Origin of the sequence: Pseudomonas sp. H26/SER47-MNA-CIBAN-0231, from assembly GCF_040310465.1 — a bacterium.
Lineage (GTDB): Bacteria > Pseudomonadota > Gammaproteobacteria > Pseudomonadales > Pseudomonadaceae > Aquipseudomonas > Aquipseudomonas atacamensis.
Map to the genome: position 1 here is coordinate 213,567 of NZ_JBEOPW010000001.1, position 17,688 is coordinate 231,254.

Here is a 17,688-nt window from a genome sequence, read left to right on the forward strand (position 1 = left end):
TGACCGAGGTTACTTAGCCTTCCAGTTCCCGCCGCTGTTCTCACAATCAATCTTTGCCTGCGCCAGATGTTCACCGTCGTAGTAATACGTGGTGACTTTGGCGTTGTCGGGCATGTTCAGCGGTTTGGCGCTTTTGTCTTTGCTGGTCGAGTGCGGGTTGGCCAGGGATTCCTGGGTGAGGCGGGCGGTGCAGGTGGCCTGGTAGTGGTCGTCGCAGCGATCGACTTTTTTCTTGGTGGCGTTGAGGGTGTCCTTGGTTTCGTTGCTGCAGGACCAGTTGATGGAGTCCACGGGCATGCCTTCGTATTCGTAGCAGCTGTGGGTTTCCACCGCTGGCACCGAGGCGCTGGAGGAGCGGGTCTGCACGTCGCAGCCTTCAGCCATGACGCAGGTGGGGATGATGGCGAACGTGGCGATCAGGAGCAGCAGTCGGGTTTTCATCGGCAATTCCTCTCCAATGGCGCCGCGTCTGATCGGTGATTTGGCGCTTGTCTGGTTTCGAGGCGGCGAGGGCCGGCAAGGTTCAATCGGTTTGCGCTGAGGGATCTTCGCGTACACTGCGCAACAATCAGAAACATTCAGCGCAGGATTCGATCCCCATGGCCCCAACCCTCGAACGCGCCATCGCCATTGCCGCCACGGCCCACACCGGGCAAGTCGACAAGGGCGGCGCGCCGTACATTTTGCATCCGCTGAAAGTCATGTTGCGCATGAATACGCTGGAAGAGCGCATCGTCGCTGTGCTGCACGATGTGGTCGAGGATTGCGGGGTGAGCCTGGATGATTTGCGCGGCGAAGGCTTCAGCGAAGAGGTGCTGGCGGCGATTGCAGCGGTGACCAAAGTGCCGGGCGAGTCCTACGAGGATTTTGTCGACCGCGCCGCGCAAAACCCGATCGGGCGAGTGGTGAAGCTGGCGGATCTGGAAGAGAACAGCGATATCTCGCGGATTGCCTCGCCGAGTTGGGAGGATCTGGAGCGGATCGAGAAATATCGGCGGGCGATTGCGCGCCTTCGCGCATAGAAATGCCAATCCCCCTGTAGGAGCTGCCGAAGGCTGCGATCTGATCGTTCCCCACGCTCTGCGTGGGAATGCAGCCGGGGACGCTCTGCGTCCCAAAAGATCGCAGCCTTCGGCAGCTCCTACCAGGGACTGGTGGTGTGTCAGATAAATAGCCAGGAAGGCGAACCATGAAATCCATTGTGTGCTTGTTGCTTGCTGCCGGTTTCGGCGCGTTGTTGCAGTTTGAAGGCGTGCCCCACGGCTTGCTGCTGGGCTCGATTGTCGTTACCGCATTGTTTGCCAGTAAAACCGGCATCGCCCCGGCAACTCCTTATGGCTTGGGCTACATCCAGGTCACGCTGGGCATCGCCACCGGGCTGATGTTCGAAGCATGGGACAGCGAAACGGCGACGACGATGGTGCCCAGCCTCGGCGTATTGCTGATCTGCCTGACCGTACAAATCGCACTCGCCGGATGGTGGCTGACACGCGGCGCCGGTTGGAACCGCACCGATGCACTGCTGGCGGTGTATCCCGGCGCATTGGCCGCAGTGTTCGATTTGCTTGAGTCGGAAAAGGCTTCGAGCAAAGTCATCATCGTGCATCTGATGCGGCTGCTGTTGATCACCGTGCTGGTGAGTTTGCTCATTCCCGGGCAAGCAGCGGTGGCTGAAGTGGTCAGCGATCCGTTGACCACCGGCATGGCGCTGACCGCAATCGCTGTCATCGCGCTGAGCGTATTGCTCGGCCGCCTGCTGTTGCTGATCGGCGTCCCGGCGCCGTTCATGCTCACCGCGATCATCATCACTGCTGTGTTTGTGAAGACGGGATGGCTGCACGGCTTTCACATGCCGGAGTGGAGTTTGAACTTGGCCGCACTGATTCTTGGCGTGCGCATCGGCTCACGTTTTCAGGGCCTCGGCATCGCAGAACTGGCGCGGCATGGGCGCACCGCTTTGGTTTCGGTAGGTTTGATGATCGTCGTTGCAGCGGCGTTTGCCGAGGTGGCTGCGCGCTGGCTGGGCAATGATCCGCTGTCGCTGTGGCTGGCGTACATGCCGGGCGCGATCGAGACGATTGCGATTGTCGCGTTTGGCGGCGGGCTGAATGTGGTGTTTATCCTGACGCATCATCTGAGCCGGATGGTGCTGCTGCATTTTGCCCCGGCGTTGTTGGTGCAGGTCAGGCGTGGCCCAAAGCAATCGCGAACGACACGACAATCATGCAGGCGAAGGCGAAGTTGAGATTCATGGGCTGTTCATCCTGAGCTTTTGAGAGTGGGGCCATTGTGAACAGGCGCAGCGCAAAGAAAAAATTCGCCGTGTTGATTCCAATGATCGAAAGCATTGATAGCCGTTGCGTTTGTATTTGCCTGAGACTTTCGCTAGTGTCGCTGAAACCTGCAACTACAGGCACAAACAGGCATAACCATGCACGACCACTCCATCGCCGAATTGCCGTCCCTGCGCCGGCAGAAAATCCTTTTGCTTCTCGAACGTGACGGCAAGGTCATGGCCTCCGAGCTGAGCCAGCATTTCGCAGTGTCCGAAGACACCATCCGCCGCGACCTCGCCGAGCTGGACAGCGCCGGACTGGTGCAGCGGGTGCATGGCGGGGCGCTGCCGCGACCGAAGGACTCGGGCAAAGATTACTTCACCCGCCTGGATGAGACCGACGAGGTCAAAGTACGTCTGGCGCAATTGGCGGCGCAGCACATCGAGGACGGGCAGATTGTGCTGTTCGATTCCGGCTCGACCACCTTGCAGGTGGCGCGCGCGTTACCCGCCGACATCCGCATCACTGCCGTGACCGCCTCACCGCTGACTGCGATTGCCCTGTCGGAATACAAAGGCGTGAAAGTGATTCTGGCGGGTGGTGAATTGAATCCGCATTCGATGTCGGCCAGTGGTCAGGAAGCGCTGCGACTGCTGGCGGGGATCAAGGCGGATCTGGCGATTACCGGGGTGTGTGCGATTCATCCCGAAGTGGGGATCACCTCGCTGCATTTCGATGAAGTGCCGATCAAACAGGCGATGCTCGACAGTGCAACGCGGGTGATTGCAGTGACCACGGCGGACAAGCTGGGCGCGGTGGAGCCGTTTATAGTGGCGCCGTGTACGCGCCTGCATACGTTGATTACCGAGCGGCATCCGGGGTCGGGGAATGTCGAGGATTATCGGCGGTTGGGGATTGTCGTGGAGCAGTTGCCGGATTGAGTTTGTGTGGGGTTTGAGGGCCTCTTCGCGAGCAGGCTCGCTCCCACAGGATGTTGTGTCGTGCACAAATCCAATGTGGGAGCGAGCCTGCTCGCGATAGGGCCAGTAAATTCAGCGCAACCGCTCGAGCATCTGGTAATACCACATCCCCGCCGCCAGCAACGGGTTGCCCAGCAGGTCGCCCACTGGCACGCGAATGTGCTGGCACGCGGCGAAGGTATCGAATTGCTCCATTTGCCCGGTGATCGCCCGGCTCATGATCTCGCCCATGATGTGCGTGGTGGCGATGCCATGTCCCGAGTAGCCCTGGCAATACCAGACGTTGTCCGAGAGCTTGCCCAGTTGCGGGATGCGGTTGATGACGATGCCCATCGCGCAGCTCCACTGGTAATCGATCGGCACGCCTTTTAGCGCCGGGAACGTGCGTTCGATACACGGGCGCAGTTCCGCAGCGATGTCGCGCGAATCCTTGCCGCTGTAGTTGGCGCCGCCGCCGAACAGCAAACGGCCGTCGGCGGTGAGCCGGTAGTAATCGAGGACGAAGCGGCAGTCGTACACGGCGAGGTCTTCGGGGTTGATCTGTTGCGCCAGATCACCGAGCGGCGCGGTGGTGACGATGCCGCCCATGGCCGGGAAGATCTTGCCCTTGAGCTGACCCGGTTCGAGCTTGTGATAGACGTCACCGGCGAGCATCACCTGATTGGCGTCGATCTGACCGTGAGCGGTGCGCACGCCAGGTGTGTCGCCGTGAATGATCTCCAGCACTTCACTGTTTTCGAAGATCTGCGCGCCCAGGCTTTCGGCTGCGCGTGCTTCGCCAATGCACAGGTTGAGCGGGTGCAGGTGCATGTTGCGGGTGTTCTTGATGGCGCCGTGGTAGAGCTCGCTTTGCAGCAGGTCGCGAACCTGGCTGCGGTCGAGCAGGCTCACTTCATCGCCCAATCCGCGACGCACGGCTTCGTCGTAATCCTTGCGCAGATCGACCATATGGCTCGGCTTGTACGCCGCGTGCAAATGGCCGTGTTTGAGGTCGCACTGGATCGCATATTTCTCGACGCGCTCGCGGATGATTTCATGCCCGCGCCAGCGCAGATGCCAGATGAAATCGTCCACGTCATCGCCCAGTTTTGCACGCATCTGCTTGCGCATCGCGCCGTCGCCGGAAAGGCTGCCGGTGACTTGCCCGCCATTGCGCCCGGTGGCGCCCCAGCCGATCTTGTGGCTTTCGACGATGGCGACTTTCAGGCCTTTTTCCGCCAGCTCGACGGCAGTGGCGACGCCAGTGAAACCGCCGCCGATGATTACCACATCGACCTTGTGCCGGTCCTGAAGGGTCGGGTAGTCGGTGTCCTGGTTGAGGGTGGCGGTGTAGTAGGAATTGCAGCGAATGGTCATGTCAGGGTCCACAAAAAATTCCAGGTTCGAAGTGCATTCCCTGTGGGAGCGATCCTGCTCGCGAAAGCGGTGTGTCAGTCACCCAAAATGTTGAATGTGATGACGCCTTCGCGAGCAGGCTCGCTCCCACAGGTTCGGTGTCGGATCGTTAGGCCTCGGTCAGGTACCACCGCCAATCCTGCTCACCCACTTCAGCCATGAACTGCCGATACTCGGCACGCTTCACCGCCAGATACACCCCAAGGAATTCCTGCCCCAACGCCTCCCGTGCCCACGCGGAATTTTCCAGCGCCTGCAACGACGTCAGCCAATCGGTCGGCAGCAGTTCTTTCGCCTGGGCATAACCATTGCCCTCGACCGGTGCCCCCGGATCCAGCTCTTCACGGATGCCGCGATGAATGCCGGCGAGGATCGCTGCCGCTGCCAGATAAGGGTTGGCATCGGCGCCGCAGATGCGGTGTTCGATGTGTCGTGTCGGCGCCGGCCCGCCGGGTACGCGCAGGCTGACGGTGCGGTTGTCGACGCCCCAGGTCGGCGCCAGTGGCGCGTAGCTGTTGGCCTGGAAACGCCGGTAGGAGTTGGCGTTGGGGCAGAACAGCAGCAGCGAATCGAGCAGCGAGGCAAGCATGCCGCCAATCGCCGTGCGCAACAGTGGTGTGCCGGCCGGGTCTTCAGAAGCGAACAAATTACGCCCCTCGGCATCGGCCAGGCTGACGTGCATGTGCATGCCGGTGCCGGCCAGATCATCGAACGGCTTGGCCATGAACGTCGCCTGCATGCCGTGCTTGTGCGCCACGCCTTTGACCAGACGTTTGTAGCGCACCGCCTGATCCATCGCCTCCAGCGCATCGCCGTGTTCGAGGGTGATTTCCACTTGCCCCGGGGCGTATTCGGAGATCGCCGTGCGCGCCGGAATGCCGTGCAGTTTGCAGGCGCTGTAAAGGTCGGCGAGAAACGGCTCGATCTGTTCCAGCTCGCGCAAACCGTAGACTTGCGTGTGTCGCGGTCGCCCGCCGTCAGCGTCCCGCGCCGGTTGCGGGCGGCCGTTGTGATCGCGTTTGGCGTCGAGCAGATAGAACTCCAGCTCGCAGGCCATGATCGGGTGGAAACCCTCGGCTTTGAGTCCGTCGATCACCTTGATCAGCAGGTGCCGAGGGTCAGCGATGCTCGCCGGCATGCCCTCGCTCGGGTGCATGCTGACCTGCACCGCAGCGGTTGGAATCTGTCGCCACGGCAGGCGCACCAGACTGCCTTGCAGCGGATAGGCGCGGCAGTCGATGTCGCCGACGTCCCACACCAGCCCGGAGTTCTCGACGTCCTCGCCTTGTACAGTCAGACCAAGGATGGTGCTCGGCAGCGGTCGGCCGCTTTCGTACACGGCGAGCAGTTCTTCGCGATGCAACAGCTTGCCGCGCGGCACGCCGTTGGCGTCGAGGATGAACAGTTCGATCATGTCGATATCGGGGTTCTGTTCGAGGAACAGGCGTGCGTCTTCGATGGCTGCGAATTTCATGGCAAATCACTCACGGTGGCGCCGCACAGGCGCGCAGATTCGGCCGGACACGACGCGACAAAATGGCGTAAGTGTCCCGGCAGGGATATCAGGAAAATCGGGAAATTGACTGTCGCGGTTTCAGCTCACGCGATCAGGCAGGAACGGCGATATCCGGCGGGCGTGCGGAGTGACGCAGCTTGGAGCGGCGCAGGGCCATGGGCAGATTGACGATGCGGTTCATACGCGGCCCCTGTCGCAGTGGGCGCGTACAGCAGAGACGTGCAACCTTTGCGGTTGTTGTGGTGACGTACTCATAACGCGTGTTTCCGTTGGCGGAAAGCGTCGGCGGCAGGGCAGGCCCGGCGACCGGTGTGCCCGGATAGTAAGGGGGAATTTGCGCGCGTGTAAATGGAAGATTCGTCGGTGGCGCTTTACGGCGTTTGGGCTGCTTGACCGAGTTGCCTTTTTCGCGAGCAGGCTCGCTCCCACAGGAGAGTGCATTTCAACTGTGGGAGCGAGCCTGCTCGCGAATGGCAGCACCTCGATCCAGAGTCAACACGCCGAGCCCGCCGCTGCGCCATTCAGCGCAGCACGTAATCGTCCGGCTCCGGCGCGGGCGGCAACGGCGATACGCCGAGTTCGTAAAGCACATCGCGCTCCAGGGTGCGCACCAGTGCATCGGTCGGCAGATCGTTTTCATCGCGCCCGAACGGATCTTCGAGTTCATCGGCAATCGCGTCAAAGCCGAAAAAGGTGTAGCTGACAATTGCCGTGAACAGCGGCGTCAACCAACCCAGCGATTGCGCCATGGCGAACGGCAGCAGCAGGCAGAACAGGTAGATGGTGCGGTGCAGCAGCAGGGTGTAAGGGAAGGGCAATGGCGTGTTCTTGATCCGGTCGCACACCGCCTGGGCCTGGCTCAGGCAGGTCAGGTGATTGGCCAGCAACTGATAACGCCATGGCGACAGCACACCGGCCGTTTCCAGCGCTGAGCACTGGCGCCCGAGCTGATGAAGGATCTGTCCGCAGTGATCCGGCGCAGCCCCATCGATCGGTGGGCTGACCCAGTCGGTGCTGGCCTGCTCCTCGCTGTCTCCACGCAGCCGTGCATTCAACGCGTGGGCGAAACCGCACAGGTTGCGCAACAGTTGCCCACGCAGGCGCGTGTCATCGATGCCTTGGGTTTCGCGCATCACCGCGCGCACCCGCAGCAGCACCTCGCCCCAGGCCTTGCGCCCCTCGTACCAACGGTCGTAACAGGCGTTGTTGCGAAAACTCAGGAAAATCGACAGCGACAGGCCGAGCAGGGTGAACGGTGTCGAATTGATCTGGGCGAAGTAGCTCGGCACCAGTAGTTCGATCAGCACAATCGCCGCCGCCAGCAGTGTCAGCATCAAGGTGCGCACGGCGATGCGTTTGGCGATCGAGCCTCGGAGGGTGAACAGCACGGCGAACTGATTGGGTCTCGGTCTGACGATCATCTCGCGGTCCCGGTTGCGCGGCGGATCAGCCGCCGGTCATGTTCATGAAACGCACCACCTGCACGTCGTCGTTGACTTCGAAGTTGTGTCGATACGGCTTGAGTTTCATCGCCTCGATGATCGCGTTCTCCAGACGTTCCGGGTGGCCCGGATGGGCGCGCAACACCGCTTTGAGGTCCATCGAATGCTCGTTGCCCAGGCACAGCAGCAAGCGACCTTCGACGGTCAGGCGCACGCGGTTGCAGGTACCGCAGAAGTTGTGGCTGTGCGGTGAAATGAAGCCCAGGCGAATGTTCGGTGCTTCGGCCACGCGCCAGTAGCGCGACGGCCCTTGCGTCGATTCGGTCGAGTCGATCAGGGTAAAGCGTTCGGCGATGCGTTCGCGCACTTGCGCGCTGGAGTAGAAGGATTCGGCGCGGCTGTGTTCGGCGATCGCGCCCAGCGGCATCTCTTCGATGAAGGAAATATCCAGATCACGCTCGATGGCGAAACTGACCAGATCGTTGATCTCGTGATCGTTGCGGCCCTGCATCACCACGCAATTGAGTTTGGTGCGGGTGAAACCGGCGGCACGCGCGGCATCGATGCCGTCGATGACCTGCGCCAGATCGCCAGTGCGGGTCAGCTCTCTGAAGCGCTGCGGATCGAGACTGTCGAGGCTGATGTTCAGGCGCTTGACCCCAGCGTCGAACAGCGGCTGGGCCAGTCGGCCCAATTGTGAGCCGTTGGTGGTCAGGCACAGTTCGCGCAGGCCGGGCAGGGCGGCGATCTGTTCGCAAAGTTGCACGACACCAGGCCGGATCAGCGGCTCGCCACCCGTGAGGCGGATCTTGCGCGTGCCGAGGGCGACGAAGCTTTGCGCTACCTGGAACAGTTCTTCGAGGGTGAGGATCTGGTGGCGCGGCAAGAACTGCATGTCCTCGGCCATGCAATAGACGCAGCGAAAATCGCAGCGGTCGGTGACCGACAGGCGCAGATAATCCACGCGGCGGTTGTGACCATCGATCAATTCACGCTGTGTCATGGGCTCGCCTCGTGGATGTGGAACGCCGTCAGCGGGCGTAGATCGCGCAGGGTAGGCTGCACTCGCCATGCCGTCCAATCACTCTGGCTGACCGAGTGATTGACGGCGTCGATGATGCCTTACGGTGCACCAAACATCGCCGTCCAGTAAATGCCGGCGTTGCTTTTGGGATCGGTCGCGTACGCGGCGCCCAGTTCCTGATATTGCGGATTCATCAGATTGGCGCAATGCCCGGGGCTGGCGAGCCAGCCGTCGACGACCTTGCCGACGGTGTCTTGCCCGGCGGCGATGTTCTCGCCGACCAGTTGCCCACTGTAACCGGACAGCTCGGCGCGGTCGCCTGGCGTGCGGCCGTCGCGGTCCTTGTGGTCGAGGTAATTGTTGTTGGCCATGTCGCGGCTGTGATCCTGAGCGACCGTGCCCAGCGTGGCGTTCCAGGCCAGCGGTGCTGCCGCTGCGAAGGACTGGCCGCCGCACTGGCGCGCCTGGCCGCGCGCGGTATTGAGTTGCGCCAGCAGCTTTTGCCCTTCGCTTTGTGCATCGCCGAGTTTCGCCCTCAGCAACGGCCGCGCGAGAACGATGCGCCAGTCGCGGTCGACACGGTTGACGCCGATATCGACGAACTGCGGATCGAGCACCACCTTACAGAAGCTTTCCTTGATCGCCTGCATCGCCGCCGCTGCATCGCGCGGGCCGTTGAGGGTGATCGCCTGCACGTTGACCATCGGGTACTGGGCGCTGGTCATGGCCTGCTGCAGATCGACCGCGCCGCTGGCGGGCAGGCGCAGACGTGGATCGGCCGACAGCGGTGGCAACTCGTTCGATGCCTGCGTGCCGCAACGCTGCGGCTGGCTGCGATAGCTGTTGATCGACTCGATCAATTGCAGTTCATCGGCAGCCAGCGCCGAGGTGGCGAACACCACGCCCAGCGACAGTGCGGCACAACGCAAAACGGACGGCATGAAGCGCATGGAAATCTCCCTTGAGCTGAATGCGCCCATGATGCGCGAAAGGCCCCCGGTGAGTGAATGTGTTTTTCTTTGCGGCGGATTTTTTTCTGCGCTGGTGTGCCCGCGCATTTGCTCGCTACACTCTGCGAAGACCCCGCAAACCGGGCGTCTCACCGACGTAACATCTTGCCCCGGGCGGGCGCTGACGGAAGAATCGACATGGGATCGAAAGGCTTGGCGGGAGGTTTGTTGTGGATCTTTCTGACCGGCGCAGCATGGGCCGGGGCGCAGGCGCCGATCGAGGCCAAGGCCGAACAGAAAGCCGAGGTGCTCGAAGAGAAAGCGGCAGACAAAGTCAGCGCCGCGCCGGCGCCGAAATCCGAGGCGATCACCCCGACCGAAGCGCAGGCGGTGGACCCGGCCGGCGCCGCGCCGCTGGACGATCCGCTGACCTGTCTCGCGCGCAGTATCTATTGGGAAGCCAAGGGCAAGGACACCCCGGAAATGGAAGCCGTCGCCAGTGTGGTGATGAATCGCCTCGGCCACGACGGCTTTCCCGACACGGTGTGCGCGGTGGTCAAGCAAGGATCTGAAAGCGGCAATTGCCAGTTTTCCTGGTGGTGCGATGGCAGGCCCGATCAGGTCAAGGAAGACGCCGAATACGCGCTGGCCAAGGAAATCGCCGGCAAGGCGTTGAACCGTCAGCTCAAGGACCGCACGCGCGGTGCCCTGTATTTTCATGATCGCGGCGTGCACCCGAGCTGGGCCAAGGCCTATCGCAACACGGCGCAGACCGGCAGGTTCCTCTTCTACAAACCCGCCGGGGGCGACGCGCGTTAACTGGCGTGGGTGTTGAGAATGCTCGCCACCTGCTGCGGCTGGCAGTTCAGATACGGTGACTTTTGCAGCCAGCGCTGATCCGGATACCAGGAAAACATGAACTGGCCGTTCTTCAGGCGATCGATCACCTGTTTGGCGATCTGCGGCCGTACGGCGGGGCAACCCTGACTGCGGCCGATACGCCCCTGACGCTTGCTCCAAAGCGGGTTCACGTAACTGGCGGCATGAATCACGATCGCGCGATCACGGGCCAGATCATTGAAACCGGGTTCCAGACCATCCATGCGCAGCGAATAGCCGTGAGTACCTTCGTAGCTTTCCTGAGTGCGGAACAGACCGAGGCTGGACTGATAACTGCCTTCGCGATTGGAAAACTGCGTGGCGAAGTTTTCCCCGGAGTTGGAACCGTGGGCAACCAGATCACGCAGCACCAGTTTCTTTTTGCTCAGATCGAAGATCCACAGGCGGCGTTCGGTGGACGGTTGCGAATAATCGATGATCGCCAGATGCCGCGAGGGTTTCGCGCCATTGTTGACCGCGCATTGCATGGCGTTCAATGCACCTTTGAGCGCCTGGGGATTGAGTTCCGGCGCGGCGTGGGCGAGGCTGTTGTAGAGAACCGGCGATGGCTTGCCGGCGGCAAATACTGGGCTGGTCACGGCGACAAGGGTCGCGGTGCTCAACAGAAGTCGGCGCAAAAACGTCAACATTTTATAAAGTGTCCTCAACTTGCTACATAAACGGCACTTTGGCTCCTGACTCCCAGTCAATACCCGCAGGCTCGCGGTTCGAGCCTGACTGTTCAGCGCACCTGATGTAAGGTTGACCGTCATCTGGACGGCCATGGATTGGAGTAAAGCAGTTGTTCAAAAAGTACGCATGCTACTTGAGCATTTGTTTGCTCGCTGCGCCGTTTGTCGCTTGCGCCGATGAGCCGCTGCCCCCGCTCGAAACCCTGCCGACGCCGGAAACGCAATTGCCGGTCGAGCCGCGCAGCCCGTTGCAGGCGGTTTTGATCAGCCTGGCGCAGTCGTGCCCGGCCATTGCTCCGCGCCTCAATGGCCCGGCGTTGAGCCAATTGCAGGCGTTTTATGAACAGCAGGACTGGATGCCGGTGTGGGCGAGTGAGTCGGCACGCTTGCCAGCATTGCGCGCGCAATTGCAGCTGTTGGCCGATGATGGGTTGAATCCGAATCGCTATGCGGTCGCGACGACACCGCCGCAGGATGGCGAGCTGTGCGCCGACATCGACATCAGCCGCAACTACCTGCAGGCCTTGCAGGATCTGCATTACGGCCGTCTGTTGCAATCGCATTTCGAACCGCTGTGGCGTGTCGACGGCCCGCCGACCGACCGTCAGGCGCAATTGCTCAGCATTGCCGTGCCGGGCATGAACGATATTGCTGCGGCGTTCGACCTGGCGCGTCCGCATCTGCCGCAATATCAGAGCCTGCGTCAGCTGTATGCCGCGCAACGCTTGCAAGCCTTGCCGCAATGGCAGCCGGTGGGCAACGGCCCGTTGCTGCGCCCGGCGATGGAAGACCCGCGCGTGCCGGAACTGGCCCGTCGTCTGTACAACGAAGGTTATCTGGCACACGCACTGGTGCCGCCGGACAACGCCTACGATGACGTGCTGGTGGAGGCAGTGAAGCACTTTCAGGCCAGCCATTCGTTGCAGGCTGACGGTGTGGTCGGGCCGGGCACCATTGCCGAGCTGAACATCAGCCCGCTGACCCGCCGCGATCAATTGCGCGTCAATCTGGAACGTTTCCGCTGGATGGCCCAGGACATGGAGCCCAGTGGTCTGGTGGTGAATGTCGCGGCCGCTGAGCTTACGCTGTATCAGGGCGGTCAACCGGTGTGGCAGACCCGCACCCAGGTCGGCCGCGCCGAACGCCAGACGCCGCTGCTCAAATCCCGCGTCACCCGCCTGACGCTGAATCCGACCTGGACCGTACCGCCGACCATCTGGAAAGAAGACAAGCTGCCGGAAATCCGCAAGGATCAGACGTTCCTCAGCCGTCAGAACCTGCAAGTGCTCGATGCCAACGGTCAGCCTCTGGCGGCAGCGGACATCGACTGGGACAACCCCGGCAACATCCTCCTGCGCCAGGACGCCGGCCCGCGCAATCCGCTGGGGCAAATGGTCATCCGTTTCCCCAACCCGTTCTCGGTCTACCTGCACGACACGCCGAGCAAGGCGCTGTTTGAAAAAGGCCCACGGGCGTTCAGCTCCGGTTGCGTGCGGGTCGAACACCCGCTGCAACTGCGCGATCTGCTGCTGTCCCCGGCAGAAAAAGCTCGCACCGAGACTTTGCTGGCAACCGGTAGCACCCATGAATTTCGCCTGTCGGCGCCGGTGCCGATCCTGATGACCTACTGGACGGCGCAAGTCGACAGCAGCGGCCATGTGCGTTATGCGCCGGACATCTACAGCCACGACAGCGCATTGCTGGCGGGGCTGGATCGGGCGCACTAAGCCAGAACACCTCGGTCAGTTCCCTCTCCCTCGGGAGAGGGCCAGGGTGAGGGGCAAATCTCAAGTCGAGCGCAATACTCGAAAACTCACCGCCCCAGCTCCTCCACCAACCACGGCAAAAGCTCCTCACACGAGCCTTCAATCTTCAAATCGAGCAAATCATCCGCCCGGGTCTTGCCCAGATTGATCGCCATCAACGGCTTGCCACGCTCGGCAATCACCCGACACAAGCGAAACGCCGAATACGCCATCAACGACGATCCCACCACCAGCAACCCCGCCGCATTCTCGGCGGCGGCCAGCGCCCGTGCGGCTGTCGGTTGCGCCACGTTCTCGCCGAAAAACACTACATCCGGTTTCATCCGCTCACCCGCGCAATGCGGGCACTGCGGTACCTGAAAGCGCGCTTCAAATGCCGGGTCGAGCAAGGTATCGCCATCCGGCGCCTGCACCGCATCAACACCACTCAGGTAGGGATTCTGTGTCTCCATCTGCTGCTGGATCGCGTCGCGCTCGCTGCGCTGCCCGCAATCCAGGCACAGCACTCGATGCAGGCTGCCGTGCAGTTCGATCACATCGTGGCTGCCGGCCTGATCGTGCAAGGTATCGACGTTCTGCGTGATCAAGGCGCTGATCCGGCCACGCTGCTGCAACGTCGCCAGCGCCTCATGCGCGGCATTCGGTCGGGCCTTTCGCACGCGCGGCCAGCCGAGCATCGCTCGCGCCCAGTAGCGCCGGCGTGATTCCGGGGCGGCGAGAAATTCCTGATACATCATCGGCTGCCGCCCGCGACGCACGCCGTCACTGTCGCGATAGTCCGGAATGCCCGATGGCGTGCTGATGCCAGCGCCGGTCAATATCAGGAAGTTATCGTCGGCCATGGCCTGCAACAGCGTATCGAGATGTTCGCGGATCGGGCTATCGAGCATGCTCAGCACTCCAGAATGGGCAGTGCCCCGCAGGTTAGCACGCGATCCGCACGGGTTACTTGCGCGCCTCCAGAATCAGATTGAACGGCGTTTGCGTGGCGCGGCGGAACTGCTTGAACCCGGCCTCGACAAAGACTTTGCGCAGGCGCATTTCCCCAGCCTGCGCACCGAGCCCGAGGCCGACTTCCTGGGACAGCGAATTGGGCGTGCAGATAAACGTCGAGGCGGCGTAGAACAGGCGCCCGACCGCGTTGAGATTGTCGTCCAGTTTGTCGTTGGCGAACGGTTCGACCAGCAACACCGTGCCGTCTTCTTTCAGCGACTCATGAGCGTGGCGAGCGGCGCCGACCGGGTCGCCCATGTCGTGAAGGCAGTCGAAAAAGCAGATCAGGTCGTAGTCGCCGCCGGGATAGTTTTTCGCCGTGCCCTCGAAGAATCTGGCGCGGTTGCCCACGCCGCCTTCTTCGGCGCGTTGCGTGGCGACGGTGACTGACGGCGCATGGAAGTCAAAACCGACAAACTGCGATTTTGGAAACGCCTGGGCCATGATCACCGTCGAGGCGCCGTGGCCGCAGCCGATGTCGGCAACTTTGGCGCCGCGTTCCAGCTTCGCCACCACGCCGTCGAGCGCCGGCAGCCATTCGGCAATCAGGTGACCTTTGTAACCGGGGCGGAAGAAACGTTCGGTGCCGCTGAACATGCACGGGTGGTGATCGCCCCACGACAAGGCGCCATTGCCGCGCATGGCCTTGACCAGTTTGTCCTTGTCATGGAAAAACGACGCCACCACGCCAAGACCGCCGGCGACGTACACCGGCGAATCCTCCACGGCCAGCGCCAGTGCCTGTTCTTCAGGCAAGCGGAATTGACCGTCAAGGTGTTCCATATAGCCCGATGCGGCATGGGCGCTGAGCCATTCGCGTACCAGGCGCGGATTGCAGGTGGTTTTGGCTGCGAGGGCTTCGGGGCTGATCGGTTGGCTGTCGGCCATTGCCCGGTACAGACCGAGTTCTTCGCCGACAATGACATTGGCCAGCATCGCCGCGCCGCCCATGTCGTTGACCAGTTTGCCCATGAATTCGTTGAGCTTCGCCTCATTCATCACGTGTGCTCCTGAAACAGGATCACCGTCCGGCGGCGTTGAATGTCGAGGCAGGCGCCACCGGGCGGTGGTCACGGATTGGGGCAGGGCACAGCAGACGTCCTGCGGCCCCCTCGACTGGGTAATGAATGAGTCTAGTCGGTGTTTTTCTCAGCGTGGCAGCGGCAACTTCAGTTCAGCGCACAACCCGCCACCTTCACGATTGCTCAACATAAGCGAGCCACCGAGCGCCAACGCCAATTGCTGGGCGATCGCCAACCCGAGCCCGGTGCCGCCGGTATCACGATTGCGCGAGTTTTCCACGCGGTAGAAGGGTTCCAGTACCTGCGCCAGTTCGGCCTCGGCGATGCCCGGGCCGCGATCGAGGACTTTCACCGACAGGCTGTTGCCCTGCGCTTCGACCTGCAATTGCGCGGCGCCGGCGAATTTCAGGGCGTTGTCGGTCAGGTTCACCAGCACCCGGCGCAGGGCCTGCGGACGGGTTTCGATTACCGCTTTGCTTTTGCCGCCGAGCTGCACGTCCTTGCCCATGTCCTGATAGTCGAAGACCAGGCTGTCGAGGAACGAGTCGAGATCAGTACGCCGGCTTTCTTCGGTGGCGCCGTGAACGCTGCGAGCGTAAGCCACGCCTTCGCGCACCAGATGTTCGATCTCGCCTAGGTCGCTGCTCAGTTTATCTTTCTCGACCGAGTCGTCCATGAATTCTGCGCGCAGTTTCATCCGGGTGATCGGCGTTTGCAGGTCGTGGGAAATCGCCGCGAGCAGTTGCATGCGTTCTTTCAGGTAGGCGGCGATGCGCGTCTGCATGGCGTTGAACGCCCGTGCCGCGTGGACGACTTCGGTCGGCCCTTGCTCGTCGAGCTTGATCGGGTGAGCGTTGGGGTCGAGGGTTTCCACGGCGTTGGCGAGGCGAGTGAGGGGACGGATGGCAATGCGCACGGCGAGCCAGGTGCAGAGGATCAGCAACGCCAGTTGGCCGAGCAGCACCACCGGCAACCACGGCGACAACGGCACCATCGCCGGACGGATATCGATGGTCACCGGGCTGCCGTCGCTCAGGCGCAAGTGGCCCTGGAAATGTTGTCTCGGACCGCCGGGAACTTCGGTAAACACGATGGGATAAGTGTCGCCGATCGCCGCCGTAATCGAGGCAATCGCGACGGACTTTTCAGCCGAGGTCACCGGCATGCCTGGTTCGCCCTCGTTGAGCAGGTAGCCGTAATTGCGCCGGGCCAGACGCGGCAGCCAGGCCTCGCGTTCTGCGGCGGGCAGGCGATCGAGGATGGCCATCGACGTCGAGACGTCGGTTTCGAGGTTGCCGAGCATGGTGCTTTTCGCGCTCTGGTAACGCTCGTAATACTGCGCGCCGAACGACAGGCCCTGCGCCAGAATCAGCCCGATCAGGAAGATCAGCGACAGGCGCGAGGCGAGGGTGCGCGGCCATTGCAGCTTGAGTTTCATGCCGAAGCTCCGAGCAGTTCGACCGGCAGCGAAAACACATAACCTTCACTGCGCACGGTCTTGATATAGGCCGGCTCGCGAGCATCGTCCAGCAGGCGTTGACGCAGGCGACTGACCAGCAGATCGATCGAGCGATCGAACAGATCGGCCTCGCGGCCCTGGGTCAGATTGAGCAGTTGATCGCGGCTGAGCACCCGTTGCGGATGGTCGAGGAACACCCGCAGCAGGCGGTATTCGGCACCGCTGAGGGCAACCATGGTGCCGTCGCTGTCGAGCAGGTGGCGGGCCGAGGTGTCCAGCTGCCAACGACCGAACGCCAGCAGGCGTCCGGCTTCGGTGACCACCAGATTCGGCGGCAACATACGCGTGCGGCGCAATACGGCATTGATCCGCGCCAGCAGCTCGCGGGCGGCGAAAGGTTTGGTCAGGTAATCGTCGGCGCCCATTTCCAGACCGATGATGCGGTCGGTCTCATCGTTGCGCGCGGTGAGCATCAGCACCGGCGTCGCCTTGTGTTTGCCCACGCGCAATTCACGGCACAACTGCAGGCCATCGTCGCCGGGCATCATGATGTCGAGCACGATCAGGTCGACGGTGTTGGCATCAAGGAAGCTGCGCATCTGCCGGCCATCGGCGACCACTGTTGTGCGCAGGCCGTTCTTCTTCAGGTAGTTGCCTACCAGTTCACGGATCTCGCGGTCGTCGTCGACGATGAGAATGTGATCGACATGTTCCATCGGTTCAAGCCTCTGTCAAAGGGGGAATGCCGTGCAGTCTATAGCGCCGTAGACCGCACGCCTGCCTGCCTTTGTATTGCAGTGTATCTGCCGCAGCGGCGGATACACACCGACGCAAAATCACGATTTTTTCGCGGTTTTGTATCGCTCTGTATCTACACGCTGCATGGATACACAACGAGTGATTCTCGTCCTTTCCTGACACAGACGCGATACCTCGAAGGCCTCAAATAGGCTCCATCGAGGCACACACAGACCGCCTCGGCTCAAACCCACTGAAGCCTTGAGGACTACACCATGAACAACAAATCCGTATTCGCCGCCTGCCTGTTCGCCGCTCTGAACATCTGCACCCTGTCGGCCCACGCCGAAGCTGACGTCAGCCGGCAAACCTACACCTACGGCACCCATCTGGATATCCAGAAAGTGCTGTCGATGACCGAAGACACCTCGGTGACCTGCGGCATCACCGAGGCGCGCATGACCTACCTCGATTCCGCCGGCAAAACCCGCGAGCTGGATTACAGCAAATTCGCTGACGGCTGCAACAACCAGAACTGAGTCATCCCTACTTTTTC

At 61.8% G+C, this 17,688-nt stretch carries 17 protein-coding genes; 6 read left to right on the top strand and 11 right to left on the bottom strand.

Translation table 11 applies throughout. The annotated features are described in order from the left end of the window. Nucleotides 1–9: 9 nt before the first annotated feature. Nucleotides 10–441 carry a hypothetical protein gene (locus AAEZ10_RS00995; RefSeq protein WP_024013328.1) on the bottom strand — a complete coding sequence of 144 codons (432 nt, stop codon included), beginning with the start codon at nt 439–441 and terminating at the stop codon, nt 10–12. A 158-nt stretch (nt 442–599) separates the two neighbouring features. Here AAEZ10_RS00995 and AAEZ10_RS01000 point away from each other — a divergent pair, with 158 nt between their 5' ends. The 3 genes from AAEZ10_RS01000 (at nt 600) to AAEZ10_RS01010 (ending at nt 3,217) form a co-directional block, all read left to right on the top strand. After that, the gene (locus tag AAEZ10_RS01000) at nt 600–1,022 is read left to right on the top strand and encodes an HD domain-containing protein (protein ID WP_122703863.1); all 423 of its coding nucleotides are present in this window, start codon (nt 600–602) and stop codon (nt 1,020–1,022) included. Nucleotides 1,023–1,189: 167 nt separating this feature from the next. Then, nucleotides 1,190–2,245, top strand: a complete 1,056-nt coding sequence (locus AAEZ10_RS01005) for an AbrB family transcriptional regulator (RefSeq protein ID WP_130929696.1) — start codon at nt 1,190–1,192, stop codon at nt 2,243–2,245. 186 nt (nt 2,246–2,431) lie between these two features. Continuing rightward, nucleotides 2,432–3,217, top strand: coding sequence for a DeoR/GlpR family DNA-binding transcription regulator (locus AAEZ10_RS01010; protein ID WP_130929695.1), 786 nt, complete (start codon nt 2,432–2,434; stop codon nt 3,215–3,217). A 111-nt stretch (nt 3,218–3,328) separates the two neighbouring features. Here the strand turns inward: AAEZ10_RS01010 and AAEZ10_RS01015 are convergent, their stop codons facing one another. The 5 genes from AAEZ10_RS01015 to AAEZ10_RS01035 form a co-directional block, all read right to left on the bottom strand. Next, complete coding sequence (locus AAEZ10_RS01015) at nt 3,329–4,612, bottom strand: NAD(P)/FAD-dependent oxidoreductase (protein WP_350567061.1); 1,284 nt, start codon at nt 4,610–4,612, stop codon at nt 3,329–3,331. A 148-nt stretch (nt 4,613–4,760) separates the two neighbouring features. Beyond that, on the bottom strand, nt 4,761–6,125 hold the full coding sequence (locus AAEZ10_RS01020) for a glutamine synthetase family protein (protein WP_350567064.1): 1,365 nt from the start codon (nt 6,123–6,125) through the stop codon (nt 4,761–4,763). Between the two features lie 563 nt (nt 6,126–6,688). After that, the gene (locus tag AAEZ10_RS01025; protein WP_350567067.1) at nt 6,689–7,588 is read right to left on the bottom strand and encodes a bestrophin family protein; all 900 of its coding nucleotides are present in this window, start codon (nt 7,586–7,588) and stop codon (nt 6,689–6,691) included. A gap of 25 nt (nt 7,589–7,613) precedes the next feature. Further along, complete coding sequence (moaA, locus tag AAEZ10_RS01030; protein ID WP_350567070.1) at nt 7,614–8,612, bottom strand: GTP 3',8-cyclase MoaA; 999 nt, start codon at nt 8,610–8,612, stop codon at nt 7,614–7,616. A gap of 119 nt (nt 8,613–8,731) precedes the next feature. Then, nucleotides 8,732–9,583 (bottom strand): CAP domain-containing protein, encoded by an 852-nt coding sequence (locus AAEZ10_RS01035; RefSeq protein ID WP_073471223.1) that lies wholly within the window; start codon nt 9,581–9,583, stop codon nt 8,732–8,734. A 198-nt stretch (nt 9,584–9,781) separates the two neighbouring features. Between AAEZ10_RS01035 and AAEZ10_RS01040 the strand changes: the two genes are divergently transcribed. Next, the gene (locus tag AAEZ10_RS01040) at nt 9,782–10,402 is read left to right on the top strand and encodes a cell wall hydrolase (RefSeq protein ID WP_130929693.1); all 621 of its coding nucleotides are present in this window, start codon (nt 9,782–9,784) and stop codon (nt 10,400–10,402) included. Here AAEZ10_RS01040 and AAEZ10_RS01045 read toward each other — a convergent pair. Then, entirely contained in the window at nt 10,399–11,112 is a 714-nt protein-coding gene (locus AAEZ10_RS01045; protein WP_016775166.1) for a murein L,D-transpeptidase catalytic domain family protein, read from the bottom strand. The genes AAEZ10_RS01040 and AAEZ10_RS01045 overlap by 4 nt on opposite strands. Before the next feature lie 152 nt (nt 11,113–11,264). On the opposite strand from AAEZ10_RS01045, the gene AAEZ10_RS01050 reads away from it, so the two are divergent. After that, nucleotides 11,265–12,881, top strand: coding sequence for a L,D-transpeptidase family protein (locus tag AAEZ10_RS01050; RefSeq protein WP_350567075.1), 1,617 nt, complete (start codon nt 11,265–11,267; stop codon nt 12,879–12,881). Nucleotides 12,882–12,967: 86 nt separating this feature from the next. Here the strand turns inward: AAEZ10_RS01050 and AAEZ10_RS01055 are convergent, their stop codons facing one another. From AAEZ10_RS01055 to AAEZ10_RS01070, 4 genes are all read right to left on the bottom strand, one after another. Beyond that, nucleotides 12,968–13,810 (bottom strand): NAD-dependent protein deacetylase, encoded by an 843-nt coding sequence (locus tag AAEZ10_RS01055; RefSeq protein WP_350567078.1) that lies wholly within the window; start codon nt 13,808–13,810, stop codon nt 12,968–12,970. Nucleotides 13,811–13,865: 55 nt separating this feature from the next. Beyond that, the gene (locus AAEZ10_RS01060) at nt 13,866–14,912 is read right to left on the bottom strand and encodes a class I SAM-dependent methyltransferase (RefSeq protein ID WP_350567081.1); all 1,047 of its coding nucleotides are present in this window, start codon (nt 14,910–14,912) and stop codon (nt 13,866–13,868) included. A gap of 150 nt (nt 14,913–15,062) precedes the next feature. Then, nucleotides 15,063–16,373 carry an ATP-binding protein gene (locus tag AAEZ10_RS01065; protein WP_110600973.1) on the bottom strand — a complete coding sequence of 437 codons (1,311 nt, stop codon included), beginning with the start codon at nt 16,371–16,373 and terminating at the stop codon, nt 15,063–15,065. Continuing rightward, on the bottom strand, nt 16,370–17,110 hold the full coding sequence (locus AAEZ10_RS01070) for a response regulator (RefSeq protein ID WP_039762337.1): 741 nt from the start codon (nt 17,108–17,110) through the stop codon (nt 16,370–16,372). Before AAEZ10_RS01070 ends, AAEZ10_RS01065 begins: the two co-directional genes overlap by 4 nt. A 297-nt stretch (nt 17,111–17,407) precedes the next feature. On the opposite strand from AAEZ10_RS01070, the gene AAEZ10_RS01075 reads away from it, so the two are divergent. Beyond that, the gene (locus AAEZ10_RS01075; RefSeq protein WP_016775158.1) at nt 17,408–17,671 is read left to right on the top strand and encodes a DUF2790 domain-containing protein; all 264 of its coding nucleotides are present in this window, start codon (nt 17,408–17,410) and stop codon (nt 17,669–17,671) included. Nucleotides 17,672–17,688 lie beyond the last annotated feature (17 nt).

Coding starts and splice junctions, on each gene's coding strand:
- AAEZ10_RS01015 (WP_350567061.1), bottom strand. CDS start 4,612: ATGACCATTCGCTGCAATTCCTACTACACCGCCACCCTCAACCAGGAC.
- AAEZ10_RS01055 (WP_350567078.1), bottom strand. CDS start 13,810: ATGCTCGATAGCCCGATCCGCGAACATCTCGATACGCTGTTGCAGGCC.
- AAEZ10_RS01040 (WP_130929693.1), top strand. CDS start 9,782: ATGGGATCGAAAGGCTTGGCGGGAGGTTTGTTGTGGATCTTTCTGACC.
- AAEZ10_RS00995 (WP_024013328.1), bottom strand. CDS start 441: ATGAAAACCCGACTGCTGCTCCTGATCGCCACGTTCGCCATCATCCCC.
- AAEZ10_RS01000 (WP_122703863.1), top strand. CDS start 600: ATGGCCCCAACCCTCGAACGCGCCATCGCCATTGCCGCCACGGCCCAC.
- AAEZ10_RS01020 (WP_350567064.1), bottom strand. CDS start 6,125: ATGAAATTCGCAGCCATCGAAGACGCACGCCTGTTCCTCGAACAGAAC.
- AAEZ10_RS01060 (WP_350567081.1), bottom strand. CDS start 14,912: ATGAATGAGGCGAAGCTCAACGAATTCATGGGCAAACTGGTCAACGAC.
- AAEZ10_RS01070 (WP_039762337.1), bottom strand. CDS start 17,110: ATGGAACATGTCGATCACATTCTCATCGTCGACGACGACCGCGAGATC.
- AAEZ10_RS01065 (WP_110600973.1), bottom strand. CDS start 16,373: ATGAAACTCAAGCTGCAATGGCCGCGCACCCTCGCCTCGCGCCTGTCG.
- AAEZ10_RS01075 (WP_016775158.1), top strand. CDS start 17,408: ATGAACAACAAATCCGTATTCGCCGCCTGCCTGTTCGCCGCTCTGAAC.
- AAEZ10_RS01025 (WP_350567067.1), bottom strand. CDS start 7,588: ATGATCGTCAGACCGAGACCCAATCAGTTCGCCGTGCTGTTCACCCTC.
- AAEZ10_RS01035 (WP_073471223.1), bottom strand. CDS start 9,583: ATGCGCTTCATGCCGTCCGTTTTGCGTTGTGCCGCACTGTCGCTGGGC.
- AAEZ10_RS01010 (WP_130929695.1), top strand. CDS start 2,432: ATGCACGACCACTCCATCGCCGAATTGCCGTCCCTGCGCCGGCAGAAA.
- moaA (WP_350567070.1), bottom strand. CDS start 8,612: ATGACACAGCGTGAATTGATCGATGGTCACAACCGCCGCGTGGATTAT.
- AAEZ10_RS01045 (WP_016775166.1), bottom strand. CDS start 11,112: ATGTTGACGTTTTTGCGCCGACTTCTGTTGAGCACCGCGACCCTTGTC.
- AAEZ10_RS01005 (WP_130929696.1), top strand. CDS start 1,190: ATGAAATCCATTGTGTGCTTGTTGCTTGCTGCCGGTTTCGGCGCGTTG.